Source organism: Nitrospira sp. (assembly GCA_029194535.1).
Taxonomy (GTDB): Bacteria; Nitrospirota; Nitrospiria; order Nitrospirales; family Nitrospiraceae; genus Nitrospira_C.
In genome coordinates, this window is record JARFXR010000003.1 from 104,426 (window position 1) to 128,280 (window position 23,855).

A 23,855-nucleotide genomic window follows, 5' to 3' on the forward strand; every position below is an offset into this window, starting at 1 on the left:
CGGAGAGGGGATACGATGCAACGGCACTTCGATCAAGAACTGGCGGAACTGAGGACGCAGATCCTCCGCATGGGTGCGCTGGTCGAACGGCAGATCGAGGGTTCGATCCAGGCGCTGGTGAATCGAGACGTGCACCTGGCCTCCCGCATCATCGAACGCGATGCCCTCGTGAACGGCCTCGACGTGGAGATCGACGAGACCTGCATCCGCCTACTCGCGTTGCAAGCGCCGGCCGCCAGCGACCTTCGATTCATCACGACGGCGATGAAAATCTCAACCGAACTGGAACGCATGAGCGACCTGGCCGAGAACATCAGCGAACGCGTCATCGAGTTGAACGGAGAGCCGCAGCTCAAACCCTATATCGACATTCCCAGCATGTCGAGCTGGACGATGCGGATGGTAGGCGAATGCCTGGAAGCGTTCGTCCGCTCGGACGCTGCGTTGGCCAGAAAAGTCTGTGCGGACGACGATGTTATCGACGACCTCACGCACCAACTGTTCCGAGAACTCCTGTCTTTCATGCTCGAAAAGCCCGGCACGATCACCCGCGCCATCCGCCTTACGTTCATCGGCAAGTACCTCGAGCGTATCGCCGACCACGCCACCAACGTCGCAGAATTGGTGATCTACATGGTAGAAGGCAAGATCATCCGCCACACGAGTGAACACGCGCGTGCGGACAACGGCGCCTGAAGCATCCAGGCTCGAAGGGGTTGCGATTCAAACGGACCCACTACCTAGTGAGTCCGTTTGCCATCAGAAGCAGTGGGGTTCGTCATTCCGACGGGAACGGGAATCCAGTCACGGCCTGCTCCTCTGCATTGAGTCGTATTCGAGGAGCGGATGCCCGCCTTCGTGGGCATCACGCAGGAGGAAGCTGACTTACGACCACCCACTACGGTCACTTGCACTCAGTTCACAACCTTCCTACAATGCAACGTGACCTGTCCTACAACTGTAACAATGTGTCGGTTCGCCTCTGCGTCGAGGCGACGGAGATTCAACACCTCAATCCGTTAGGCGCTGCTCTGCCCGGGCGATGGAATGGCCGTGCGGATATCTGCCTCGTTACCCTGGCAAGCATGAGTGTCGTCACCGCGGCCAATCCATTTCTGATGCTCCTCATGGGATGGCTCATCTTTGCCGGCTGCGACGACCGTAGCCCCAGCACCGAAGGCCACCCTGCTCCCCCGTATTCAGTCACGAAACCGTCGACCCGGACCGCCTTGGGTTATGGAAACGGCGCCTGGCAGCTTCGACGACATGCCGAACTCAACGAAATCGCTCGACGCGGCAACATCGACCTCGTGTTTCTGGGCGACTCCATTACACAGCGATGGAATGAAGCCGGCAGAGAGGTTTGGCACTCATATTACGGGAGGCGCAAGGCCGCCAATTTTGGGATGGATGCCGACCGCACTCAGCATGTGCTCTGGCGAATCGAACATGGAAACTTTGACCGAATCCATCCCAAGGCCATTGTCCTGTTGATCGGCGACAACAATTCCATCGACGGCAACAGCCCGCAAGACATCGCCGATGGGGTCGTGGCTGTCGTCCAGAAACTCCGTGAAAAGATTCCCGAGAGCAAGATTCTCCTGTTGGCCATCTTCCCGTCCGGCGAGCGACCCGACAACCCACAGCGAGCGAGAGCCATGGCTGCCAATGCGATTTTCCGAACCATCGCCGATGGGAAGATGATTCACTATCTAGACATCGGTAACCGATTCACGAATCCGGACGGTACGATTTCCCCAGTCATCATGCCCGATTTTGACCACCTCAGCGCGAACGGATATATGCTGTGGGCCGAAGCCATCGAGCCGGTGGTGAAAGACCTTCTAGGGGAGCGGTGACGGCTATGAATGAGCCGCCCGTCGCGGGTCAAACGGTCGCCCGTGATCAGAATCTAATTCCAGCTGTAGGGGGAAGCGACATCCTCAGGGAATCCAGACAGACGACCGACTCATTCTCGACTCGATCCAGGATTTCCCTGGCAGGAGATGGGAAGCTGCGTCGAATCCTCAGCGCTCGATGAGGCGCCACCCTTCTTTCTGCATGCAACGTTCGGTGGCATTCATCATGAGAAGCTTGCTGCCCTGCTGCAGCTTGGGATCGCTCAGCACGGCGTTCTGGCATTTGTTGTAATCGTTGGTGTATTCCTCTGGCGGCTTGTTGGGATGAACCCATTCCGTCGTACTGCATGCGGCCAGGGAAAATCCCATTATGGCAACCGTCAAATACCAGCGTCCCATAGCGCCTCCCCGTTGGAGTGAAAACGCCGGAAAGATAAACCGTCTGCGCCGAGAGGTCAAGAACCGGCCCACAGACAACCTTGCTTGACAGGGTGGCATGCAGTTGTTACGTTTTCCGCTACCTTCACCCCATCGGTGGCTGGCGTAGCTCAATGGCAGAGCAGCGGTTTTGTAAACCGCCGGTTGGAGGTTCAATTCCTCTCGCCAGCTCCAACCCCTGCTGGCCCCGACCATGAGCGCTTCAGATTATTCTTGGCGACCGGATAAGCATCACCAGTCAACTCTTCTGAAACTTCGACCCCGAGTTCAGCTCTACTCCGGCGCATCGGTTGGCCGTTGGCCTTGGTTACATCCTGCTAGAGATTGAGACCTTTGGCTGGACACTCTATGCCTCCTCGCTCTACACTCAGAACTCGATGGTAACTGTGGCAAACAGGTGACCGATGGACGATAGAATCATTGTTGATCGCCATATCTGCAGCGGAAAACCAATCATTCGCGGCACCCGGATCATGGTGACGAATATTCTTGGCCTGGTTGCAGGCGGGTATACTCGCCAACAGATCATCGAAGCCTATCCTGAAATCACCGTTGAGGACGTGACCGCCGCTCTTGAATATGCGAGTCACGTAGTGGATGAAGAGAGAGTCATCCCACGTGCCTGACCGGCTAACCGTTCTCCTCGACCAGAACATTCCCCGCGCAATCGCTTCTTGGCTCCGCCATATCAAGCCGACTTGGTTCATCCACCATACGAACGATGTAGGCCTCTCGGGACGGACGGACGAAGCCGTTTTCACCTGGGCTGTGCGGAATAAGGCGCTCATCATTTCGTTCGATGAAGATTTTGCTGATGACCGTTCTTTTCCCTCCAGAGAGCATTACGGTATCGTTCGACTTCGCGTCTGGCCAACGACGGTTGAAGAAACGCAAGACGCTCTTACGCGCCTCATCCAAGAAACCGGTGCGGACGAATTAACAGGCTCGCTGGTCATCGTCGATCGCACACGAATTCGTGTGCGCCTCCGCAGAAGTGACCAAGAAAATACACCGTAGATAAGTGTCATCGTAAGGGTAACCGTCGCAACCATTTTTCCTGCCAAATCGCGATACGCGACGCAACCTGGCTGGGTCATCTAACCTGCTAATGCTTCATGTGATTGTATTGCTTCTAGTGCGGTGAATGGTGGGTCTGAAATTGGCTCAGATGTCGTTGGCAAACCGCCGGTTGGAGGTTGAATTCCTCTCGCCAGCTCCAACCCCTGCTGGCCCCGACCATGAGCGCTTCAGATTATTCTTGGCGACCGGATAAGCATCACACGCCCGTCTCAGGTTTGTCGCGGCACAATGCCCGAGGTCGTGAAAGCGACGGCGAGGCACTAACCGGTCATTCTCGCCAGACTTCCTTCATAGATTTCTTGTCTGAACCCGCCAGGACAAGGGATGGAAGTTCTATCGCACCGCGACGTTGTCTTGGATATTGATGCTTGTGGGTTTGACTCAGGGTTGAGGTATGTGCAGAATTGAGACTCTGCCGATCTGCTCAGATGAATGGGGAAAAGGAGGCGCGAGAATAGCGTGGCACCAAAAACAGCCTATGAACCGTCACTTGCCAGATTTAGCTCCCTTCAGGCTATTCTCTGCTGTCCACGTACGAAAACCGACCTCCGCTTGGTGCCGCTCGAGGATCTTCTTTCATGCTTACCTGAAGATGAGCGTCAGCGTCTGCCGGATGAGACCATCGGCGCGTTCATTTCCGACGCTGATCGGAGAGCGTACCCGCTGACGGAGACAATCGCGTATTTCCTTGAACACACTTCGCTTCGAATCAGCAGCCGGTTCTCAGAAACCGGTTCCACGAGCGAGCTGCAGATTTCAGTCGATGACATCACCGAGAGTGTTAGAGATTGGTACGACCGGTTCGGATGGAAAAAAAATACGCAGAGCGTTTATAACGACTCTGCGCTTTTCTCCCAGAACAGGCTTGTCGGACATGGGACATATGAGTTGATGTCCCATCTCTCGATTCTCGATCGTTTACCAGGTGGCGACTTCATCCTCGATGCCGCAAGCGGCGCCATCCCGCACGCGGAGTACTTGGCATTTTCATGGTTTTTGAAGAGCCGGGTCTGCGTGGACATGTCGATCACCGCTTTACAGGAAGCCGGCATGAAACTACGACAAACGGATATCTGCTGCCTGGCAGATATATGCAAGCTGCCTTTTCGAGACAATTGCTTCGACGGCGCGGTCTCCGGTTACACCATCCAACATATCCCGGAATCTCTTCAGCTCGGAGCCGTTCAGGAGCTCTTCCGTGTTATTCGACCGAACGCTCATCTGTGCATTTTCACAGAGGTACGATACTCGATATGGCACACAGGTCTTTTCTTTGTCTTGAGGATCTTTCGAAAACTGTGGAAGGTCCTGCATCTAGGTAGCGCGCACACTCACATGCCCCCAAATGCCCCTGGTCGTGAACCGGCACCCCACCAGCTTTACTACTTCTTTCGAAATCGCGCATGGTGGAAACAGGTGGCCGGAGAACTGACAAACGAACACTCGGTTGAGTCGCTTCGAATCTTGAACAAGTCTGAGTTCGAGTGGCTGTTTGGACAATCGAATCGAGCAGCCAAAGCCCTACGATTGGTGGAAACCGCTTTTCCGCGTCTCACCTCCATCATGAGCGCGTACTGCCTCATTGATCTGCGCAAACCGGACCGGAGCTAAGTGGAGTCGGCCTACATCACCTGAGGTCCTTTGACCTCCATCAAGACTGCAATTCCGGGATGTCCCGCACGAACAGATCGAACATCGGGCCGTCTGGGGATTGACGGGCTTCGCATTTCGCGACGAAATCGATCGGGATCTCTAGCAATGATGGAGCTTTGCCCGTGGCCTGATTGTAGGTCAGGATGTGAAAATTCTTGAGCCTCGCGAAGTATTTTCCGATGTCCTCATCCGACGCATAGCCGACATAGTAGGCAATCCCGTCACGGCGCTTTTGCACCTCTAACGACGGCCTCCCATCCCGTTTCGGTTCAAGCGACTCGCTGCACTCGGAAAACCCGAATATTCCCATCGGTAGATTCTGAATCCTCGAACCTCGCTCTTGATCGCTGAGCGGTCGGAGATGATGCATTCGCCGCAACTCCTCCAACAGGACGTCCTGAAGAACGGTCTTTGCCTCCGCGGTCTTTTCGGTTGCGCCGCGTGTTTCCGCCGGACGGCCGTCTTGATTCCATAGACGAGACAGCTTGAACGAGGGACTCCATGCGGCGGTCAGATACGCCGTCAACACGAGCCCCAACAATACTGCAACGAGCGTTGGGTACAACCATTTCATGTCCGCAAGAATACCCTCCTTCCTTTCTCGAAGCAAAAGGACCAGGGCCACCTGGCTCTATTCGTCAGAGAAAGTGTCCATTCTATCCTTCACCCATTTATATTCTTGCCCCTGGAATCGCCAATTTCCTAAAATGCCCTCAGATGACCACACATCGGCCTGCCGGGAGCATCAGTGGGCCGACGGACGCCACCATGCGCTGAGGAGGTCAGTCATGTGGGTACTCATTGTTGCGTTTCTCGTGATGCTCGGCGGTTGCAGCAGCGGTGGCGGCGGAGCCGCGTCGGATCCAGCGCCGACCGCTTCGTCTACCCCTTCGCCTGCCGGGGTGATCTGGGGACGGTCAACCGGCTCCCAAGAATCCATCTTTCGCAGTCAAACCGACGGAAGCGGCCAGGTCACGTTAGTCGACGAATCGGGAGTCCGTGCCTCCTTCTCCAAACTTACCGGGTCGCTCATCGTGTATCAAACCCAGACTGTCCCCTTTTCGGGTGCTGACCAGCGTGACATCTGGAAAGTATCTGTCTCAGGCACAGGCCGACAAGCCCTGGCCAATGCGGCGGACGACGAGGTGGTTCGGGATGTGGTCGGATCCCGCGTCGTCTACGATCAGCTCTTCGCCTTGCCGAGCGGCGTTCATCTAAGCGATTTGACCAGCGTGGTGACGGACGGCAGCGCCCGACAGACCATTGGTCCGGCCGAGAGAACACCGGGAAGCGAATCAATCGCGTTCTACGAAGGAAGCGTGGCGGGACGAGTCGTGTACCGCCGGAACAACGAGCTTCATAGCATTCTGCCGGACGGCAGCGACTCTCGCCCGCTCGTAAATGCGACCGGCAGCCCCAGCGGCCAAATCACCCTCATCGGCACACAGGGAGCGGTCGCCACATCCGTGATCTATTCCGCTCTGCCCTCGTCTCAATCTGTCCCGGATCTCTATGCCGTACCGGTGAACGGGGGGGCGGTCGTACCCTTGTCCTCCGATCCGGACAATGACTTTCTCGGCGGGGTGAGCGGCAATCGTGTCGTGTACCACCGTTGCAGCGGCCCTTGCGATCTCTACAGCGTCAACGGCGATGGGACCGGCACCGTTCCCCTTTCCACCGATCCCGGCAATGAGTTCGTGGGTGAGATCGTCGGCGGCCGGATCGTATATACCCGGTTTGTCAACGGCCAGACGGACATCTACAGCGTGAATGCGGATGGAACGCATACGGTTCCCCTCGCGACATCGCCGTCGAACGAAGAAGTGGTGGGAGCTGTGGGCTCGCGCGTCATCTTCCGTCGCACCGTGGGAGGACTGGACAATCTCTACGGCATTCAGGCCGACGGCTCCGGCGGCGAAATCCCGCTGGCGACGTTTACCGAGGATGATTCCTACGGCGGGGTGGTCGGTTCCAGAGTGATCTTCGAACGGGTCATGGGGTCGAGCGTCATGACCAGTCCGCGCGCGCTCTATAGCGTCCAAGCGGACGGCACGGGTCTAGTGCAACTGACGCCCGGCACCTCGCTGGATGAATTTGCGGGAGCGGCGGGAGGATTCGCCTGCTTCGAACGTACCCAGTCAGGACAACGTGACCTTCTGTGCGTACTGGCCGACGGCAGCGCGCCGGCTGCACCCCTCGCGGCGACCTCGGCGGACGAGTACTTCATCGCCGGCTTGTAGGATAATGCGACGGCGCGTGGTGTCCGGTGCGACCGCCGGGTTGCAGCCGTGTGAGAATCTGGAGGTTAGCGTTCGGCCTCGGTGAGGTCACTCTCCTCGTCCAATTCCTCGACTTCCGCAGCCGCCTTACCTTTCGTCATCGACGGGTGGAGCCCATATTTCTTGAGCATCTTGTAGAAATCCGCGCGGTAACGACCGGCGAACTGTGCGGCCCGCGAGATATTCCCTCCCGTCAACTGCAGCACGTTCTTGAGATAGGTCTTTTCAAACTCCTCTTTGGCTTCGGTCAGCGGCTTCAATTGAGCATCCGGCGCGCTGCCTGTTGAAGGCAGCAGGTCCGGCGTAATCATGTCCTGTCGTGCCATGACGACGGCCTTTTCGATCGCGTTCTCCAGTTCACGCACGTTCCCGGGCCAGAGATTGGTGACCAAGCGATGCAGGGCGGCCGGCGTAAATCCCCGCATGTCCTTATTGGCGCGTTTGGTGCTTACGGCGAGAAACTGCTGGGCCATGATGGGAATATCTTCCCGCCGATCCCGAAGCGGCGGAATGAACAAGGGAACCACGGAAATTCGGTAGTAGAGATCGTTGCGAAACGTCCCGTTCTTGACGGCTTCGTCCAGATCCTTGTTCGTGGCGGCGATGATCCGCACGTCCACCTTGGTGGCGTGCTCGGCGCCGACTTCTCGCACCTCCCGCTCCTGAACGGCGCGCAGCAGCTTGACCTGCATCGAGAGCGGCATCTCCGCGATTTCATCCAGGAACAGGGTGCCGCCGTGCGCGCTCTGGAAGAGGCCCTTCTTGGAACCATGCGCGCTCGTGAACGCGCCCTTGACGTGCCCGAACAGCTCGGATTCGAACAGCGTCTCGGGAATCGCCGCGCAGTTCAGCGCGACGAACGGCCCCTTGCTCCGCCGGCTATTGGCATGCGTCACACGTGCGAACACTTCCTTGCCCGTGCCGGTTTCGCCGAACAGGAGCATCGTCGCGTCGGAATCCGCAACCTGGACGACCTGCTGCAGCAGCCGTTGCATGGCCGGGCTGCGGGCCACGACGTTCTCCATCCCATAGAGTTCGTTGACGAGCGATTTCAACCGCTGGATTTCACGGCTCATGCGCTGTGGCGACAGCCCTTCTTCGATCTTGACCTTCAGCTCCTTGTCGTCAAAGGGCTTGGTCAGATACCCGAAGGCGCCGCGCTGGACGGCTTCAACCGCGTTGGGAATGCTGCCGTGCGCAGTCAGAATGATGACGGGAAGCCCCGGATGAATGCGCAGGAGTTCTTCGGTGACGTCCAGGCCGTCTTCCCCACCCAATCGGAGGTCGGTGATTGCCAGGTCGAATCGATTGATTTTAGCCGCCGAGACGGCTTCGCGTCCGGTTGTGCAGGCCGTCACGGCGAATCCCATCGCCTGCAGTCGCATTTTGACTAGCTGCAGCAGGCCTTCTTCATCATCCACTACGAGAATGTGTTCCTGTTCCATGGTGTCCTTTACTGGGGTGTCGTCGGTTCAGGGGTCGGCAGCGGCGCCACCGTTGAGGGTGGACGAATCGGCCGAATTTTCTCTCGCGTTTCCTGATCGATGCGTTTGAGAGCCTCGAGTTGATTGTACAGTTCGTCGATCTTCTTCTCCCGCTCGGCCAATTGCTTCTGCAATGATTGGATCGTTCCACTCTCGACCGGCGCTTTTTGCGATTCCTTCTTGTTACCGATCAGCGCATCGGCTTTCCGGTCACGATCGGCCAGGTCCCGCTGCAATTGTTCCAGCACCTGCGCGTCGGCATCCCGGGTCGCCCGCAATTGCTGAATGACCAGTTCTCGATCAAGCAAGTCCCGCACCAGCCGATCGGATGCCTGGCCCAGGACAACTTGTCCCTCGGACACCGCAGGGGCCCCCACGACGGACGAGAACCAAGAGCGATCGTTGGGCGTGGGATATTGCTGCAACAACTGCAACCATAGCCGGCTCGACGAGGCCAATTGACTGCGAGGGGCGGCTGCAATCACTTTCTCGAAGTTTTTCACCGCCGCGTCGTGACTCTCGTACAGGCTCATCAGCGCGCGGGCGAAATAGGCATGGTCACACGTATTATGTTCAGCGCACCTTGTGATCACCGCGTCCTGCTTCTTGGCCAAGGCATGGATGGTTTTCGCATCCGCCGGATCGACCGTAAAGTAGGGTTGCGTCCGTGACGGCTCCGGAGCCCAGGAGGCGCAGCCGGACAGAATCAGGCAGCCGATCGCCCCGAGCTTCAGGGTCCTCATGCGACCCCTGCGCGCTTGGTCAGACGTAGGATAAACCGTACAGTCGTTCCCTTCTTCAACTCGCTTTCGATCCAAATCCGTCCTCCGTGCGCCTCAACCACCTTCTTGGCGAGGGCCAGGCCCAGGCCGCTCCCGGGAAGCACTTGCCTGCCTTTTTGACGTCCCTGGTAGAATCGCTCGAAGATGTGCGGCAATTCGTCGGGAGGGACGCCGGGACCCACGTCGGATACTGAAACCTCCAGGACCCCGGCCTTCATGTCCGGTCGCATGTGAATCTTAACAATGCCTCCTTCCGGACTGAACTTCAAGGCATTTGATAGCAGATTGTCGAGGACCTGCTCAATACGAATGGCGTCCGCCTTCACCCAGACCCGCTGTGCGGGGGACTCCACGACCAGCTGAACGTGCTTGGCATCAGCAAGCAATCGAATCTTGTTCACGGAGATGTCGGCGATCCGCCGCAGATCCGAAGAGACGATGCGGTATTCCATCATGCCGGCGTCCATCTTGGAGAGATCGAGAATGGTCGAAATCAAGTGGATCAGCCGACGGCTGCTGTCGGCCATGATCCGTAAGGTTGTGCGCTGTTCCGGTTGGAGCGGTCCGGGAATCTCGTCCAGGAGCAGATGCGTGCCTTCCTGGATCGAGGCCATAGGCGTCCTGAGCTCGTGGGACACGTGGGCGAGAAACTCCCCCTTCATATCGTCGAGTTCTTGAAGCTTGCCTCCCATCCAATTCACCGTGTCCACCAAGCTGCGGAGTTCGCTGGGGGCGCGAATGTTCAACGACTCCCGAAAATTCCCCCGCCCGATCTGCTTGATGTGACTTTGGAGTTGGCGCAACGGCCGTAGAATCGTATAGCTGGCGATGCCGGCGAGCCCGATGCCGAACAATAGGGCCAGCAAGACCAATTGTTCCGTGACGGCCTCCGCCTGCGCCGAACTTTCGCGGGAGCGCCGGACCCCCGCGCTGATACCGGATTCGTGAAAATCAACGTAATGTTGGAGGGTCGTCGTCATCTGGTCCATCACCAGATCTCGACGGCTTTCATAGTCGGGAGACGCACCTCCCTTGCCCTTCACGGGCTGTTCCAGTTCGACGTTCAACATGCCCAAGCGTTCCTGCTGAAGCCGTTGGACATGCTCCAAGAGTTGCAGCCCTTCCAGAGAAAGTTCCTGGGCAGCTAGGGCCGTCATGCCTCGACGAAACTCTTCGACCTCCTCGTCTAGATGTTTGAGAAATGTATCGTCACGCACGGCGAGGTACTTTTTCTCGCTGTTGACTTGGACATAGGCCAGCGTCAGCAAGCGCTTTGCGGCCTCGATCGCCGGGTAATGGTGGCCGGCCATCCTGGTACTCAGGGCAGAGAGCTGGCGGAGCTGGAACAGGGCGTAGAGATTCACCCCTCCCATCACTACGATGATGAGCAGGGAGGTCAGCACAATCCGCCAGAAGATCGATAGATGCACGAGGGTTGTCCTTACGTACCAGCGAGAGAGAAGGAAAATGAATCAGGTGTAGGCAATTCCATACACTATCTAGTCGTGCATCTCAAGGCAAAATAGAAAAACTCGGCCCTTGCCGGGAGCGGCTGGAGGAAGCCCGATCACCGGAGAGCAAGGCGGCTCCTCGTCGTGAGGCCGTCCCGATGCCGGTGAAACTTACTCGCCCCGGTAATGCTGGGAAGCGAAACGCCGTTGACGACGGGAGGAGCCGGATAATAAAGCAAAAAGGTGGCCACGAAAGAGCAACATACCGACCGCCGCAGGGGGCGTCAGTAGCAACATCAGATACCAACTCATCGCCGAGGGCATCCCGAGATAGTCGAGCCATCCGCCCAGGATCATGAACGGAAGCACGAGAAGCTGAAAAAAATCCAACCCCGCTCCCCTCCCCGCACGACTCGACAGGGAAAAGACCTCCCGAACGCCGGCGGGCGACAGCACGATCGGCAGCAGGAGCACGGCAATGGGCAGGAACCATTCCATCCAATTCTCCAGGACGAACTCATATGAAGTCTTCATGACATCGAGTGGAGAATCATGATGAACTTGATAGATCACCTCGGGAGCGGGATTCAGCAGAAGGAACAGCAGCAGCAGTACCGCATAGGAAAAAAACGGGCCGTACGGATTGGTTTGGGTTCCCATCTCCAGCGCCAATAGGGGCAGCCACAGGACAAATCCAACCCCGATGACATCCCAGAAGTACCGGCCGAAACTGTCGAGTACATCCTGCAGCGTCAAAGTGCGACCGTAGGAGATGGATTGCTCGATCAAACTGAGAACGGCGCCCACGAGCAGGGCATTGACCGCTCCAAGGAGAAACCCGCCGGCCACTCCCAGCGGTCCCGCCAGCTGTGTGGTCACCGCCAAGATCACCATGAACCCGATCAAAGCCACCATGATGATCCACCCTCGGACGAGCGATTGCCAGGTCCTTCGGAGAGCCTGCCGGTAGAGATCGACGGTCACGGTCACCAGTTCAGCCATGAAGGTGACAATAGCGAGGCCGAGGTCGACGGGTCAAGCGGAGGCGCCGTCTCAAGGCATTGACTTGGATGACCGCATGATTATGTGATCTACGAAGACAGTTGCACACCGGAGACCACCTGTATGGATATGAATCGCTCCACGATCAAGCTCCAGGAAGCTCTGCAATCTGCATCCTCCCAGGCCATGAGGCGGAATCACCAGGGAATGGACGTCGAGCACCTGTTGCTGGCCTTGCTGGACCAAGACGGCGGCATCGTCCCCACCCTGTGCGAACAGGCCGGCGTCTCCGTGCAAGCCGTGAAGCAGGCAGGCGAGCAGGCGCTCTTGAAGACGCCTCAGGTTCAGGGAGCGAGCGGCGGCCCAGGGCAGTTGCACATCACGCCTCGGCTCAATCAGGTCTTGACCAAGGCCGAAGACGAGCAACGGGCGCTGAAGGACGATTACCTCAGCGTCGAGCATGTGCTGTTGGCCATGGTGCAGGAGGGCGGCGTCCTCAAGAAACTGGGCCTCTCGCGAGAACGATTGCTGAGCGCGCTCCAGCAGGTGCGGGGCAACCAACGTGTCACGAGCCAGGATCCCGAAGGCACCTATCAGTCACTTGAAAAGTATGGCCGAGACCTGACCAAGCTGGCTGCGCAGGGCAAATTGGACCCCGTCATCGGACGAGACGAAGAAATCCGCCGGGTCATCCAGATCCTCTCTCGTCGTACCAAGAACAATCCGGTATTGATCGGGGAACCCGGCGTCGGCAAAACCGCCATCGTCGAAGGGTTGGCCATCCGCATCGTGAAAGGCGACGTCCCCGAGGGACTCAAGCACAAACGGGTCGTCGTCCTCGATATGGGCGCCCTCGTAGCCGGCGCCAAGTTCCGCGGCGAATTTGAAGAGCGCCTCAAAGCGGTCCTCAAGGAGATTCAGGCGTCGCAGGGACAAGTGCTGCTGTTCATCGACGAACTCCACACGGTCGTCGGCGCGGGAGCGGCGGAAGGCGCGATGGACGCCGCCAACCTGCTGAAACCGATGTTGGCCCGCGGCGAGCTTCATTTGATCGGCGCCACGACATTGGATGAGTACCGCAAGCACATCGAGAAAGACGCCGCGTTGGAGCGCCGTTTTCAGACCGTGCTCGTCGATCAGCCTACCGTTGAGGACACCATCTCCATTCTTCGCGGATTGAAAGAGCGGTACGAAGTGCACCACGGCGTCCGGATCAAGGACGCCGCGCTGGTCGCGGCGTCCAAGCTCTCGCATCGCTATATCGCGGATCGTTTCCTTCCCGACAAGGCTATCGATCTCGTCGATGAGGCGGCCGCCCGTCTACGGACGGAAATCGACAGTCTACCGGCCGAACTGGATGAAGTGTCCCGGAAGGTTCTTCAGTTGGAGATCGAACGGGAGGCATTGCGAAGGGAAAAGGATCAGGCCAGTCAGGCCCGCCTGGCGACGCTGGAACAGGAACTCCAGGAGAAACAACGAGACCTTCAGGCCTTGAAAACCAGATGGGATTCGGAAAAGGCCTCGGTCTCGCGTCTGCGAAAAACCAGAGAAGCCATCGAAGCGGTCAAGCTCGCCATCGAAAAGGCCGAGCGGGCCTACGATCTCAATCGAGTCGCCGAATTGCGCTATGGTGAACTGCCGCGGCTCGAACGAGAGCTGGCCATCGAACAGCAACAGCTCGGTAAGAAGCAGGGCGAAAGTCGCCTACTGAAGGAAGAAGTCGACGAGGACGACATTGCGGCGATCGTCAGCCGTTGGACCGGCATTCCAGTATCCAGGCTCATCGAAGGCGAGATGGAAAAGCTGTTGAAGCTCGAAGAGCTGCTCCATCAGCGCGTCGTCGGACAGGATGAGGCGGTCCGGGCCGTAGCCGACGCCGTGCTGCGCGCGCGCTCCGGCATCAAGGATCCGAATCGGCCCATCGGCTCATTCTTATTCCTCGGTCCGACCGGGGTCGGCAAGACGGAGCTCGCTCGGGCCCTGGCCGCGACTCTGTTCGACGACGAGGCGAATCTGATCCGTATCGACATGTCGGAATACATGGAAAAGCACACGGTCGCCAGGTTGATCGGCGCTCCGCCAGGTTATGTCGGATACGAAGAGGGGGGTCAGCTTACGGAAGCCGTTCGCCGGCGTCCGTTCTCGGTGATTCTCTTCGACGAGATCGAGAAAGCCCACCACGACGTCTTCAACGTGCTCCTTCAGGTCTTAGACGACGGGCGGCTCACCGACTCGCAAGGTCGGACAGTCGACTTCAAGAATACGGTGCTCATCATGACCTCCAACATCGGGAGTCCGCAGATCCTGGAGGCTCAGCGGAACCGATCGACCTACGAGGAAGTGCGCGACATGGTCATGGACGAGCTGCGGCGGCATTTCCGGCCGGAGTTCCTTAACCGCGTGGACGAAACCGTGGTCTTTCACCCACTGGAGACCGATCAGCTCACGAAGATCGTGGACATTCAACTGGAGCGCCTACGGCTGAGGTTGGCCGAGCGACGCATCGCGCTGACGATCACGCCGGAGGCTCTGAAACAGTTGGGCACACGAGGCTATGACCCAGTCTACGGAGCCCGCCCTCTCAAACGGCTGATTCAGCAGGAAATCGAAACGCCGATCGCGCGGCATCTGGTCAAAGGGGAATTGCGGGACGGCGATACCGCGGCGGTGGATCTCAAAGACAACCGGATCGTGATCGTGTCGTTGGCGGGACAGGAAGGGTCGGCTAACCGATCTTGACGGAGCCGCCGTTCACGTCCTCTGTGGCTCCGCTGCTCTTCTGTCGGTCGATCTTCCATTCTTTCGAGGACACCTCCAAGAGGTGTCCCTTGATCGAATGGAACCCCGCCTTGCTGAACACGATCTGATCCGGGGATTTCATATCGATCTGCAGTACGACGTTCTTCGATTCCGAATGAGTCAGGGTCAAACGCGTCGCTGTCCTGTCGAGTTCATACGCGCGCCGCTCGTTGAACGTCAGCGTGCTGTCCACCAATTTGGCGATCATCTTGCCGTTGGAATCGAACAGCGCAAAACTGACCGATATGGCTTTGGACGGTTCCTTCAGTTCGATTTGAATCTGCGGAATTCCCTCAATCTCAATCGTGCCGTTCGTGTTGCGGTACACATTCGAACCGATTTCCATATCCATCATAGTATCCTCATCCCCTCGCATGCCCTCGTCTTGACCGATGAATGTCCGATGACTCTATTCGCTTGTGTTGTGTCCGGTAAGGTCCGGTAATCATCCGTTCGCCCTGAGCCGGTCGAAGGGTGCCCACATTCAAGGATTTCCGTTCATGGTCCGACAGGCTCACCACGAACGACCTGCCGGAACGCAACAATAGCAGGCTGTTGAAAAACCATTTTGGAGACCCGAAAACGCCGACCCGCACGTGATCTCAGATGAAATTGGAATAGCCCGCAGGATGTTCAAAAAGTCCTTCCAGCAAGGCCGCAGCGAGCGACGAGGCGACGCGTACTCTGGGCCGTACGTTGAGCCTCTGAGCGACGCGAGAACGCAACTGGAGGACTTTTTCAACATCCTGCTAGGACTTCTTGATCCGATCGAGAATCAGGGCGATGCAGCCTCCGAGGAGCCCGCCGCCCATGATCGTTGTCAGCAATTCGACCAGTTTCAGTTCCCAGACGGAACCTTGGGCTTGCATGACCTCGCGAATGCCCCCTTGCAGCATAATGACCGCCAAGGCCATCGTCGCGCCAATCAGGAACCACCACAGAAAGACTTTGAGCGCCGATACCATGACTGTCGATCAAAGCTCCACGCGACGATCCAGGCTTCGATACTGAACCGCTTCCGCCACGTGCACGGAGTCGATCCGCTCACAACCGGCCAGATCCGCAATCGTCCGGGCAACACGGAGAATCCGGCCATGCGCCCTCGCCGACAAGCCGAGCCTGACCATGGCCCGCTCCAGCAGCTCCCGTCCCGAATGATCCAGGCCACAATACCGCTTCACCAGCCTCGGCTTCAACTGGGCATTGGTATGGATGCCGTCGTCACGATATCGCGCGGATTGCCGGGACCTCGCCTCGAGCACCCTGGTGCGGATGGCGGAGGAGGATTCGGGTTCTGCCCCCCGGTCGTGAAATTCACGAACCGGAACCGGGGGAACCTCGATGTGAATGTCGATCCGATCCTGTAGCGGCCCGGAGAGTCTGGTCCGGTATCGCCGGATCTGCTGGGGAGTGCACAGACAATCTTTCGATCGGTCGCCATAGTAGCCGCAAGGGCAGGGATTCATGGCCGCGACCAGCATGAACCGGGCGGGGTACCGCAACGACCCGCTGACCCTGGTCAGGGTCACGTGCCCGTCCTCCAACGGCTGACGCAAGGCGTCCAGCACGGGCCGGCGGAATTCCGGTGATTCGTCCAGGAACAGGATGCCGTTGTGGGCCAGCGATACTTCGCCCGGACGTGGGATCACCCCTCCGCCGATCAACCCTGCGTCCGAAATACTGTGATGGGGCGATCTGAACGGTCGAACGGTCAGCAGTGGGCTTCCAGCCGGCAGTTGGGCAGCGACGCTGTGAATGCGGGTGGTTTCAATCGCTTCATCCGCCTCCATCAGAGGCAGGATCGTCGGCAGCCGCTTCGCCAGCATCGTCTTGCCTGAGCCGGGCGGCCCGACCATCAGCACATTATGTTCCCCGGCTGCCGCAATTTCCAACGCCCGTTTCGCATGGGCCTGCCCTTTGACATCACCGTAATCCTCGTCATCCACCGGTCGAGCCGCGCTACACCCGACCCGATCCGCCACGACCGGCTCGATCGACTGAGTCCCGCGCAGAAATCCGACCGCTTCGGGAAGCGTATGAACCGGATAGACGACGACGCCTTCCACCATCGCAGCTTCATCGCCGTTGCGCGCCGGCAGAAGCAGACTGTACTCACGGCCGCAGGCGATCCCGATGGAGAGTGCGCCGGGAACCGGCTTGATGTGCCCATCCAGCGACAGCTCTCCGACCAGTACACGGTGGAGGACACGGTCAGCGGGTACGAGTTCCTCGGCCACGAGGATCCCGATGGCGATGGCCAGATCCAAACCGGCTCCCTCCTTCTTTACGTCAGCCGGCGCCAGATTGACGGTGATCTTCTTGGCCGGAAAGTGAAAACCGGTGTTCTTGAGGGCGGATCGCACCCGGTCTCGGCTCTCGCGAACCGTCGCGTCAGGGAGACCGACGACCGAAAATTGCGGGAGCCCGCCGGCAATATCCACCTCCACCTCGATCAGATGCGCGTCGAGTCCGACAAGGGCCACGCTCAGGACTTTCGCCAACATGACCAGGTCTACCCTCTCCTCGGACCGCGCCCGATACTGAGAGGATTATAGAAATCAGGGCTACACTGTGCAACCATAACATCTTGTAACTACAGGGAAATACTTCCATTTCCCGGCACCGTCTCGACAGCATGATGGACAGACTCATGAATTACGTTGAAGTTTTCATGCAGGCGAGCCGGACACCGAGCAACTCGCCGGCACACCACTGGTTCCAGAAGTCATCGACTTCTGTATAATCCGCCCATGGTGATCCGAACAGGACTCCTGCTTTCAGGAATCGCCGGCACCGCGATGGTCCTCTCCGTTGCGTCCGCCTCAGCGCAGCGTCCGGCCTCTTCGCAACATGTCGGAGCCGCCATGGCTCTGCTCGCCACGCTGGAGGACGCTCGGGTCCTGCCCCCCGAGGACACGCCGGAAGCTAACCACGTCATCAGGGTCGTCATCCAATTCCAATCGGTCTTCATGAAAAGTACCGATCCGACCGTGCGCGAATTCTTTCATCGGGCGTTGGTCATGCAATTCGGAGAGGTGCAAGCGGCAAACGCGGAGGCTGCCTTTGTCAAGGCCGGATGGACTGCGGCGGTGCTCGCCGCGCTCGCGGCACGGCGGCACTTGGCCGATCCGGCCGATCTGGAGAAGCTGACCGCCGGCTTCGCCGCCTTCAACCTCACATTACAGGATTTCGAATTTTTGACGGGACTGTTCGATCAGGCTCGTCGCGAATATCAAAATCGAGGACGGGATATCGAGGAGGTGTTCGCCGAACGCCGGCGGGACATGCCGGGAGGAAGATCATGACGACGACACAAGGAGGGGGATCATGGCGACCAAGGCCTATATCTTGATCAAGGTGAAAGCCGGGAGAACCAAGGACGTGCTCCTATCTCTCAAACGGTTGACCGGCGTGGAACAGGCCCATTCCTGTTTCGGACAACCGGATATCTTCGTGTTCATCAGCGTCAACGACGAACGTGCCTTGTCCGATGTCGTCATCACGAAAATTCACCAGATCGAGGGTGTCGAAGAAACGGACACCCACATCGTGGCCGATACGTAACCGCGTCCCGCGCCGACGGCGCAACGGCGTCAGGGCGACTCCTCCAACGAAACAGCAGCCCCACCGAGCGCGGCTGATCGATAGCAGGCGTCCGCCAATTCGACCGCGCGACAACCGTCCAATCCAGTCACCGGCGGCGTCGTATTCGTCCTGATCGCGTGGATGAAGGCGCGCAGGACGCCGACGATGGTCGGCGACGCCTCGACCGTCCACCGGCGCTGAGGCTCCTTTCCGATCCGGCAGGTCACAGTCCGTTGAACCCAATCCGCAGTTACGGTTCCTTCCGTTCCCTCCCATCGCATGGTCCCGACCCGTCTCGTATCGACGCGGGCGGCATCGATGGAACAGACCACTCCAGCGGAGGTTCGCAACACCGCCTGCGCGGCCGCTTCCGCCGTGCCATCCGGCCGATCCAGCCGACACTGTACTTCGGCCACTTCCTCCCCGGTGAAAAATCGAACGAGATCCAGCAAGTGCACGCCGATCTCGAGCAGCGCTCCGGGAGCAGGGGCACCAGAGGAGCGGGACGCAAGGCTCGCCGCCGAATCCACATGATTGACCAGATCGACCAACCGAAGAGGGCCGATCGCCTGCAACTGCCCCTTCGCCGAGAGCACCGTGGGATCGAACCGCATGGTGTGAGCAGTCATCAGTAGGACGCCGGCCCGCTCCACCGCTCGCACCATCGCCCGAGCTTCCGCACCGGAGGTCGCCAGGGGCTTCTCAATGAGCAATGGTTTGCCGGCCGCCGCCGCCGCCAGGCAAATCTCGGGACACAGCGAAGGCGGCGTAACGACCACCAGCGCCTGCACCAGCGGGTCTGCGATCAATTCGTGATAATCGGCATAGATGGAAAGGCCGGCCAATGGCCCGGTCGCCGGCATATCCGTCCGTTTCCGACAGACCGCTACGACACAGGCGTCCGGCACGTCGCTCCCCAGATGATCCAAGTATCGGCGTCCGTGCCGTCCCACGCCAATCAAGCCGATTCCGATCTGTTGGCTCGACCCCGCGCTCATGGATCAGACTCTACGCGCGCCGCATAGCAAGATCAATTGCAGGAGATTCCAACGTTGTCGGCTCAAACCATACGCACTCCGACCCGGCCTGATGCCTCAGGCCGATGCCCGCCGCCGCGCTCCGGCGGGTCGTGAGTCAGTTTGCTCCGGCGAGGCCGATTGACAAGCCGGCAGAATGATCCCTATAGTACATTTTTGGCTCCACGACGGTCTCCGGAACCACCAGTTTGAACAAGAAGGGCGCGCCGTGATGACATCAGTTTCAGCCCCGTTCACCTTGCAGCAGATCGGAACCGGTACCTCTCGGTTTCCCAGCGGAGTGGCCATTCCCACCAGCACCGATGCATCGGTCGACCCATACATCCGCACCAGGACGACCAAGGATGTTCATGTCGAATGCATCCAGTTTTGGCCTCAGGAGAAGGGGCTCTACCCTGGGATTGTCTTGCTCCACGAATGGTGGGGTTTGAACTCTCAAATCAAGGACCTGGGTGCCAGGCTTGCCTGCGAAGGATACGGCGTCATCATTCCGAACCTCTACGGCCGCCTGGGAGGGACAGTCACCGCCAACGCAGACGTCGCCGATGCTCTTATGGGTAAATTGAATGATTCGTTGATCCTGCAGGACATCAACTCTTGTTGCGAATACCTGAACACGCGGGACTATATCAAGCGGAACATCCACGGCGTCGTGGGATTCGGCATGGGCGGAACCTTCGCGCTACGGTTCGCGTGCCAGAGAAAGCGACTCAGAGCGGCAGTGTCCTACTACGGGAGGATCCCGCAGTCCGATTCGGCACTAAAAGATTTGTATTGTCCGGTCTTGTATCATCAGGGCGAGAGGGATGCGTGGGTGTCGCAACTGGACGTCGAACGCCTCAGCGCCGCCGCCCGAGAGCATCGGAAACGCGTGGAGATCCGTACCTATCCCGGTGCCGCTCATGCCTTCAGCAATGAGACACGTCCCGAGACGTATCACGCCGAAGCAACCGCTGATGCCTGGAATGCCACCGCCGCATTTCTCAAGACCTGTTTTCAAGGAACATAGGACCGGTTCCGTTCCGCTCTGTGACAGCCGGATTTCTCTTGGATCTGTCGTGTAACACATTGAGCCAGCCCTATTGCACCGGACGGCTGGTCGTCCGTGCGGTGATGATTTTCATCTGCTCGGCCTTTGGTTTGCTCGGCGCGATCGGAAGCACCGGCGCGGGCGCGACCGACTCTCGGCCGTCCGGCTTTCCGGACTGGTCACGAATCATCGACACGCATGGCGACAAGCTGGCGGCGGTGGATTCGGACCAGTCGGCGAAGGAGATCTTCGTCACGACCATCGGCGCCGCCCTTAGTCTGTCAGAGACCGCCGCCACCATCGGCGCCAAAGCCCTCCCGGCCAAAATGTCCAAAGAATTGCTGGTCGGAGAAATCACTCAATCTGCGCAGCGACTCGTGGCCGCGCTGGCCGTCTGGCACCTAGCCGAGCACGTCACCAAGTCCATGCAGCAAGCCGGCGATTCGATTCCCGCTCTACCGGACCCGTCGTCTCAACGGGTCGAATGGTTGAAGGCCAACGGCCCGTTCCCGTCCTTGGCGCGGATGTGGTCGGCCGTCCCGAGCCCTGGCCAGAACCCATCACCGGCTGCCTCCCCGCTCTTCGATCGGACGGAGTTGGCATTGGCCGCAGGCCAGACCGCCTTGGAGGCCAGCCAGCAAGCCCTATCCGAATGGTGGCGGTTGAAATCCTGGAGGGAACGGGTCCGCACGCTCCGCGGCCAGACTCGCCTCTGCGGAACGTGGCAGTGGGTGATTCACAATCATCAGCAACATCACCAGGAGCAGAAGCACTCGCTCTTGTTTCCTCCGCCAGGAAAGGACGGAACAGGCATCGCCGGTCTTGCGGAAACGATCGTGCTCGGGGATACCGTCTATCTTCGGTGGGAAATCGACGGACGAATCCAGGAGGACAGCCTCCTGTTTACCAAAGAAGCCCAGCGTCTGGAGGGTACCTTCGTGAATTCCCAAGGGGGTTGGGGCTCGATCAGCGGGAAGCGGACCGCCGGCTGTTCACCCTGACCCTCGCCGACCTACTCTCCTCCGGAGGGCCGCATGATCTCTTGCCACGCATGCCGGACCAGCAAGCTCCACCCGACGAGAAAAGCCGTCCCTCCCACGGGAGTCAGGGCTCCCAGCCAGCGGGTGCCGGTCAGCGCGATGCCGTACAAGCTCCCTGAGAACAATATGATCCCCGAGACGAAACACCAGCCCGCGGCGGAACAATATTTCGCATGCTCTCGCCGGCCGGCCCAGGCCACCACACAGAGTCCCAGCGCATGATACATCTGATAGCGAACCGCCGTTTCGAAGACGGCCAACATGGAAGCATCCAACATGCCTTTCAGCAAATGGGAGCCGAATGCGCCGGCTGCGACCGCGAGTCCGGCGGCAAGACTTCCGAGAAACAAGAACGGCGCCAGCCGAGCCCCTGAAATCATGGACATCATCCCCTTCTTCAGCTACAAAACACAGGATACCATCAGAGGACGGTACGTCCGAACATGCCGATCGAATGCCCACGCTGCCTGCTGACCAATCCCGACACGAACTATACCTGCGAGTGTGGGTATGACCTCGTGCCCCAGATGCAGAGCCGCACGCGCACCCCAGGCGGAGGCGCCCGCGGCGGCTCGGACTACGGCATGTCCAAAGAGGGCTTTTTACTCGGCGTCTTCGTCGTATGGTTTCTGCTCATCTTCGGCGAGTGGAGCAGGATCCGTCCCGAACTCAAGACGCGAAAGACCTTCAATCTGCTGACCGACAGCATGTTGCTCAGTCTGACCGACATGGCCGGAGCCCTGATCATCGGCGCGCTCGGGTGGATGGTCGTCTGGGTAATCTTGGCGTACGAAGGACGTCGCCTTCGTCCCTGTCCTAGACGCACGACGCTGGGCGTCACCGTGGTGGCTGCCGGTTTGCTCTATCTGACGCGCTGGATTGCACCGGACATCCACATGCAACATCTCGTTCAGGCCGTGGTGATCCTTGGCGTGGCGGTCTTCGCCTACTACGCCGGAACCCGCCATTGGCTCGGTAAATGGTAAGCTCGCCAGCGCGCGGGCCGGGTTTCTCTTACAATTTTCTTCGCACGTCTTTCCAAGTCTTGGCTACTTTGGCCTTTCGCGGCGCCTCTCCCTTCGCCGGCTCCGGAACCAGCACCGCATCCAAACGCCGCTGCGCGAACACGTCGGCAAACTCCTTGGACCGTCCGACGCCGATCTTGATGGTCATCCAACCGGCCGAACGCAATTCATCCAATTTCGATCCAAACGCCTCGGCGGATGCCGATACCAGCACATAGCCGACGGGAAACCCGTGCTCGGCCAGCCACTGTCGCGTGCGATCACTGGCGGCGAGCTTCCGTCCGGCATCTCCCGGTTCGGCCGCGACATACACGACGTTGTAATAGAATTGGGCCACCTTTTGGAGCTCGTCCGCAGCGTCGGGGAGCGGCTCGCCGGAAGCGGGATCACGCAAGGCGGTGACTTCGACCGTCAAGATCGGCATCCGCCGTTCCCAGACTGCGACGGTTGCAGCGGCTGCGGCCGTCACTCCCGAACCTGAAGCTGTGCGAACGACCAGCTGCTGGACTCCTCTCCTGGTCGGCACAAACCGCAACGCGGCCATTCCGCGCTCGTCCGTGACGGCCGTCGCCAGAACCTTCGCGTCCTGCACGAGTTCAAGAGAGGTGCCCACGGCCGGCAGCTGCCTTCCTCGCCGCTCCACCGTCAATCCGGCGTCGATCACGGCAGACTGCCTTGGAGAGACCAGCGCGTCGTGCGCGAACAGGCTCGCGTTCGGGACAGCTCCGGCCAGACCGAACTCCGATGGAAGGATCGCGAGACACCACAGCATCACGACCTTTGGAAGAACCGCCGAAGGCCATACGCCACGCGCGACCATGTTCAGGAAATAGGTCAGGACTTGAGTGCCGTGAGGACTTCGTCAGCGTGACCGTCCACCTTGACTTTCCGGAAGACGGCTTTGAGCTGGCCGGCGGGATCGATCACGAACGTGCTCCGCTCGATCCCCCAATACTTCCTGCCGTACATGTTCTTTTCCTTGTACACGCCGTAACTCTTCGAGATCGCCGCGTCTTCGTCGCTCAGCAACGGAAACGGCAGACCGTACTTTTTGATGAATTTCTGATGAGAATCCTGTCCGTCCATGCTCACACCGACAATCACTCCCCCGGCCCGGACGATCTGCGATTCGACATCGCGAAAATCGCACGACTCCTTGGTGCAACCGGGTGTATCGTCCTTCGGGTAGAAGTACAGCACGACTTGCTTCCCCTTAAAACTCTTCAGCGCGACCGTCTTGCCGTGCTGGTCCGGCAGAGAAAACTCCGGCGCCTTGTCCCCGACTTCCAATGTGCTTCCCATGATCCCGGC

Annotated in this window: 25 protein-coding genes and 1 tRNA gene; 12 read left to right on the forward strand and 14 right to left on the reverse strand. The window is 59.0% G+C overall.

Features of this window, described 5'->3' with window-relative positions:
* Nucleotides 1-15 precede the first annotated feature (15 nt).
* Together phoU and P0111_17715 are read left to right on the forward strand one after the other, a co-directional pair.
* A complete protein-coding gene (gene phoU, locus P0111_17710; protein MDF0645868.1) occupies nucleotides 16-696 on the forward strand; it encodes a phosphate signaling complex protein PhoU in 681 nt (226 codons plus the stop codon).
* Nucleotides 697-935: 239 nt separating this feature from the next.
* Nucleotides 936-1,859, forward strand: a complete 924-nt coding sequence (locus P0111_17715) for a GDSL-type esterase/lipase family protein (GenBank protein MDF0645869.1) — start codon at nucleotides 936-938, stop codon at nucleotides 1,857-1,859.
* 168 nt (nucleotides 1,860-2,027) lie between these two features.
* Here P0111_17715 and P0111_17720 read toward each other — a convergent pair whose 3' ends face one another.
* A complete protein-coding gene (locus tag P0111_17720) occupies nucleotides 2,028-2,258 on the reverse strand; it encodes a hypothetical protein (protein ID MDF0645870.1) in 231 nt (76 codons plus the stop codon).
* Between the two features lie 138 nt (nucleotides 2,259-2,396).
* On the opposite strand from P0111_17720, the gene P0111_17725 reads away from it, so the two are divergent.
* Nucleotides 2,397-2,471: transfer RNA gene (locus tag P0111_17725), tRNA-Thr, on the forward strand.
* A 230-nt stretch (nucleotides 2,472-2,701) separates the two neighbouring features.
* The gene (locus P0111_17730; protein MDF0645871.1) at nucleotides 2,702-2,923 is read left to right on the forward strand and encodes a DUF433 domain-containing protein; all 222 of its coding nucleotides are present in this window, start codon (nucleotides 2,702-2,704) and stop codon (nucleotides 2,921-2,923) included.
* 4 nt (nucleotides 2,924-2,927) lie between these two features.
* Here P0111_17730 and P0111_17735 read toward each other — a convergent pair whose 3' ends face one another.
* The gene (locus P0111_17735; GenBank protein ID MDF0645872.1) at nucleotides 2,928-3,215 is read right to left on the reverse strand and encodes a hypothetical protein; all 288 of its coding nucleotides are present in this window, start codon (nucleotides 3,213-3,215) and stop codon (nucleotides 2,928-2,930) included.
* 621 nt (nucleotides 3,216-3,836) lie between these two features.
* Here P0111_17735 and P0111_17740 point away from each other — a divergent pair.
* Entirely contained in the window at nucleotides 3,837-4,988 is a 1,152-nt protein-coding gene (locus P0111_17740; protein ID MDF0645873.1) for a methyltransferase domain-containing protein, read from the forward strand.
* Nucleotides 4,989-5,028: 40 nt separating this feature from the next.
* On the opposite strand, the gene P0111_17745 is transcribed toward P0111_17740, so the two are convergent.
* Nucleotides 5,029-5,604 carry a hypothetical protein gene (locus P0111_17745; protein ID MDF0645874.1) on the reverse strand — a complete coding sequence of 192 codons (576 nt, stop codon included), beginning with the start codon at nucleotides 5,602-5,604 and terminating at the stop codon, nucleotides 5,029-5,031.
* Nucleotides 5,605-5,818: 214 nt separating this feature from the next.
* Between P0111_17745 and P0111_17750 the strand changes: the two genes are divergently transcribed.
* Nucleotides 5,819-7,270: a hypothetical protein gene (locus P0111_17750; GenBank protein MDF0645875.1), complete on the forward strand. Its 1,452-nt coding sequence runs from the start codon at nucleotides 5,819-5,821 to the stop codon at nucleotides 7,268-7,270.
* A gap of 65 nt (nucleotides 7,271-7,335) precedes the next feature.
* Here the strand turns inward: P0111_17750 and P0111_17755 are convergent, their stop codons facing one another.
* From P0111_17755 to P0111_17770, 4 genes are all read right to left on the reverse strand, one after another.
* A complete protein-coding gene (locus P0111_17755) occupies nucleotides 7,336-8,754 on the reverse strand; it encodes a sigma-54 dependent transcriptional regulator (GenBank protein MDF0645876.1) in 1,419 nt (472 codons plus the stop codon).
* Nucleotides 8,755-8,762: 8 nt separating this feature from the next.
* Nucleotides 8,763-9,536 carry a hypothetical protein gene (locus P0111_17760; protein ID MDF0645877.1) on the reverse strand — a complete coding sequence of 258 codons (774 nt, stop codon included), beginning with the start codon at nucleotides 9,534-9,536 and terminating at the stop codon, nucleotides 8,763-8,765.
* Nucleotides 9,533-11,005 (reverse strand): ATP-binding protein, encoded by a 1,473-nt coding sequence (locus P0111_17765; protein MDF0645878.1) that lies wholly within the window; start codon nucleotides 11,003-11,005, stop codon nucleotides 9,533-9,535. Before P0111_17765 ends, P0111_17760 begins: the two co-directional genes overlap by 4 nt.
* Nucleotides 11,006-11,197: 192 nt before the next feature.
* Entirely contained in the window at nucleotides 11,198-12,028 is an 831-nt protein-coding gene (locus P0111_17770; protein MDF0645879.1) for a hypothetical protein, read from the reverse strand.
* A gap of 123 nt (nucleotides 12,029-12,151) precedes the next feature.
* Here P0111_17770 and clpB point away from each other — a divergent pair, with 123 nt between their 5' ends.
* Nucleotides 12,152-14,767: an ATP-dependent chaperone ClpB gene (clpB, locus tag P0111_17775; GenBank protein ID MDF0645880.1), complete on the forward strand. Its 2,616-nt coding sequence runs from the start codon at nucleotides 12,152-12,154 to the stop codon at nucleotides 14,765-14,767.
* Here clpB and P0111_17780 read toward each other — a convergent pair.
* The 3 genes from P0111_17780 to P0111_17790 form a co-directional block, all read right to left on the reverse strand.
* Nucleotides 14,754-15,182 carry a hypothetical protein gene (locus P0111_17780; GenBank protein MDF0645881.1) on the reverse strand — a complete coding sequence of 143 codons (429 nt, stop codon included), beginning with the start codon at nucleotides 15,180-15,182 and terminating at the stop codon, nucleotides 14,754-14,756. The two genes, clpB and P0111_17780, sit on opposite strands and share 14 nt — an antisense overlap.
* Nucleotides 15,183-15,576: 394 nt before the next feature.
* Nucleotides 15,577-15,792, reverse strand: a complete 216-nt coding sequence (locus tag P0111_17785; protein MDF0645882.1) for a hypothetical protein — start codon at nucleotides 15,790-15,792, stop codon at nucleotides 15,577-15,579.
* 9 nt (nucleotides 15,793-15,801) lie between these two features.
* Entirely contained in the window at nucleotides 15,802-17,331 is a 1,530-nt protein-coding gene (locus P0111_17790) for a YifB family Mg chelatase-like AAA ATPase (GenBank protein MDF0645883.1), read from the reverse strand.
* A gap of 246 nt (nucleotides 17,332-17,577) precedes the next feature.
* On the opposite strand from P0111_17790, the gene P0111_17795 reads away from it, so the two are divergent.
* Together P0111_17795 and P0111_17800 are read left to right on the forward strand one after the other, a co-directional pair.
* Nucleotides 17,578-18,132 (forward strand): hypothetical protein, encoded by a 555-nt coding sequence (locus tag P0111_17795; protein MDF0645884.1) that lies wholly within the window; start codon nucleotides 17,578-17,580, stop codon nucleotides 18,130-18,132.
* Between the two features lie 22 nt (nucleotides 18,133-18,154).
* Nucleotides 18,155-18,391, forward strand: coding sequence for an Lrp/AsnC ligand binding domain-containing protein (locus P0111_17800; protein ID MDF0645885.1), 237 nt, complete (start codon nucleotides 18,155-18,157; stop codon nucleotides 18,389-18,391).
* Between the two features lie 29 nt (nucleotides 18,392-18,420).
* Here the strand turns inward: P0111_17800 and P0111_17805 are convergent, their stop codons facing one another.
* Nucleotides 18,421-19,410, reverse strand: coding sequence for a Gfo/Idh/MocA family oxidoreductase (locus P0111_17805; GenBank protein MDF0645886.1), 990 nt, complete (start codon nucleotides 19,408-19,410; stop codon nucleotides 18,421-18,423).
* A gap of 250 nt (nucleotides 19,411-19,660) precedes the next feature.
* Here P0111_17805 and P0111_17810 point away from each other — a divergent pair, with 250 nt between their 5' ends.
* Both P0111_17810 and P0111_17815 read left to right on the forward strand, forming a co-directional pair.
* Nucleotides 19,661-20,458, forward strand: a complete 798-nt coding sequence (locus P0111_17810; protein ID MDF0645887.1) for a dienelactone hydrolase family protein — start codon at nucleotides 19,661-19,663, stop codon at nucleotides 20,456-20,458.
* A gap of 38 nt (nucleotides 20,459-20,496) precedes the next feature.
* The gene (locus tag P0111_17815) at nucleotides 20,497-21,480 is read left to right on the forward strand and encodes a hypothetical protein (protein ID MDF0645888.1); all 984 of its coding nucleotides are present in this window, start codon (nucleotides 20,497-20,499) and stop codon (nucleotides 21,478-21,480) included.
* An 11-nt stretch (nucleotides 21,481-21,491) separates the two neighbouring features.
* Here the strand turns inward: P0111_17815 and P0111_17820 are convergent, their stop codons facing one another.
* The gene (locus P0111_17820) at nucleotides 21,492-21,908 is read right to left on the reverse strand and encodes a DUF423 domain-containing protein (protein ID MDF0645889.1); all 417 of its coding nucleotides are present in this window, start codon (nucleotides 21,906-21,908) and stop codon (nucleotides 21,492-21,494) included.
* A 54-nt stretch (nucleotides 21,909-21,962) separates the two neighbouring features.
* On the opposite strand from P0111_17820, the gene P0111_17825 reads away from it, so the two are divergent.
* Nucleotides 21,963-22,505: a hypothetical protein gene (locus tag P0111_17825; GenBank protein ID MDF0645890.1), complete on the forward strand. Its 543-nt coding sequence runs from the start codon at nucleotides 21,963-21,965 to the stop codon at nucleotides 22,503-22,505.
* 28 nt (nucleotides 22,506-22,533) lie between these two features.
* Here the strand turns inward: P0111_17825 and P0111_17830 are convergent, their stop codons facing one another.
* Nucleotides 22,534-23,316 (reverse strand): hypothetical protein, encoded by a 783-nt coding sequence (locus tag P0111_17830; protein MDF0645891.1) that lies wholly within the window; start codon nucleotides 23,314-23,316, stop codon nucleotides 22,534-22,536.
* 62 nt (nucleotides 23,317-23,378) lie between these two features.
* Nucleotides 23,379-23,846 (reverse strand): thioredoxin-dependent thiol peroxidase, encoded by a 468-nt coding sequence (bcp, locus tag P0111_17835; protein ID MDF0645892.1) that lies wholly within the window; start codon nucleotides 23,844-23,846, stop codon nucleotides 23,379-23,381.
* Between the last annotated feature and the right edge of the window lie 9 nt (nucleotides 23,847-23,855).

What these genes read in the sequence shown, in the direction of transcription:
- P0111_17715 (MDF0645869.1), top strand. Translation starts at nt 936, where the DNA reads ATGCAACGTGACCTGTCCTACAACTGTAACAATGTGTCGGTTCGCCTC.
- P0111_17745 (MDF0645874.1), bottom strand. Translation starts at nt 5,604, where the DNA reads ATGAAATGGTTGTACCCAACGCTCGTTGCAGTATTGTTGGGGCTCGTG.
- P0111_17755 (MDF0645876.1), bottom strand. Translation starts at nt 8,754, where the DNA reads ATGGAACAGGAACACATTCTCGTAGTGGATGATGAAGAAGGCCTGCTG.
- P0111_17830 (MDF0645891.1), bottom strand. Translation starts at nt 23,316, where the DNA reads ATGCTGTGGTGTCTCGCGATCCTTCCATCGGAGTTCGGTCTGGCCGGA.
- bcp (MDF0645892.1), bottom strand. Translation starts at nt 23,846, where the DNA reads ATGGGAAGCACATTGGAAGTCGGGGACAAGGCGCCGGAGTTTTCTCTG.
- P0111_17825 (MDF0645890.1), top strand. Translation starts at nt 21,963, where the DNA reads ATGCCGATCGAATGCCCACGCTGCCTGCTGACCAATCCCGACACGAAC.
- P0111_17780 (MDF0645881.1), bottom strand. Translation starts at nt 15,182, where the DNA reads ATGATGGATATGGAAATCGGTTCGAATGTGTACCGCAACACGAACGGC.
- P0111_17790 (MDF0645883.1), bottom strand. Translation starts at nt 17,331, where the DNA reads ATGTTGGCGAAAGTCCTGAGCGTGGCCCTTGTCGGACTCGACGCGCAT.
- P0111_17760 (MDF0645877.1), bottom strand. Translation starts at nt 9,536, where the DNA reads ATGAGGACCCTGAAGCTCGGGGCGATCGGCTGCCTGATTCTGTCCGGC.
- P0111_17720 (MDF0645870.1), bottom strand. Translation starts at nt 2,258, where the DNA reads ATGGGACGCTGGTATTTGACGGTTGCCATAATGGGATTTTCCCTGGCC.
- P0111_17730 (MDF0645871.1), top strand. Translation starts at nt 2,702, where the DNA reads ATGGACGATAGAATCATTGTTGATCGCCATATCTGCAGCGGAAAACCA.
- P0111_17795 (MDF0645884.1), top strand. Translation starts at nt 17,578, where the DNA reads ATGGTGATCCGAACAGGACTCCTGCTTTCAGGAATCGCCGGCACCGCG.
- P0111_17800 (MDF0645885.1), top strand. Translation starts at nt 18,155, where the DNA reads ATGGCGACCAAGGCCTATATCTTGATCAAGGTGAAAGCCGGGAGAACC.
- P0111_17750 (MDF0645875.1), top strand. Translation starts at nt 5,819, where the DNA reads ATGTGGGTACTCATTGTTGCGTTTCTCGTGATGCTCGGCGGTTGCAGC.
- clpB (MDF0645880.1), top strand. Translation starts at nt 12,152, where the DNA reads ATGGATATGAATCGCTCCACGATCAAGCTCCAGGAAGCTCTGCAATCT.
- P0111_17770 (MDF0645879.1), bottom strand. Translation starts at nt 12,028, where the DNA reads ATGGCTGAACTGGTGACCGTGACCGTCGATCTCTACCGGCAGGCTCTC.
- P0111_17810 (MDF0645887.1), top strand. Translation starts at nt 19,661, where the DNA reads ATGACATCAGTTTCAGCCCCGTTCACCTTGCAGCAGATCGGAACCGGT.
- phoU (MDF0645868.1), top strand. Translation starts at nt 16, where the DNA reads ATGCAACGGCACTTCGATCAAGAACTGGCGGAACTGAGGACGCAGATC.
- P0111_17820 (MDF0645889.1), bottom strand. Translation starts at nt 21,908, where the DNA reads ATGATGTCCATGATTTCAGGGGCTCGGCTGGCGCCGTTCTTGTTTCTC.
- P0111_17785 (MDF0645882.1), bottom strand. Translation starts at nt 15,792, where the DNA reads ATGGTATCGGCGCTCAAAGTCTTTCTGTGGTGGTTCCTGATTGGCGCG.
- P0111_17805 (MDF0645886.1), bottom strand. Translation starts at nt 19,410, where the DNA reads ATGAGCGCGGGGTCGAGCCAACAGATCGGAATCGGCTTGATTGGCGTG.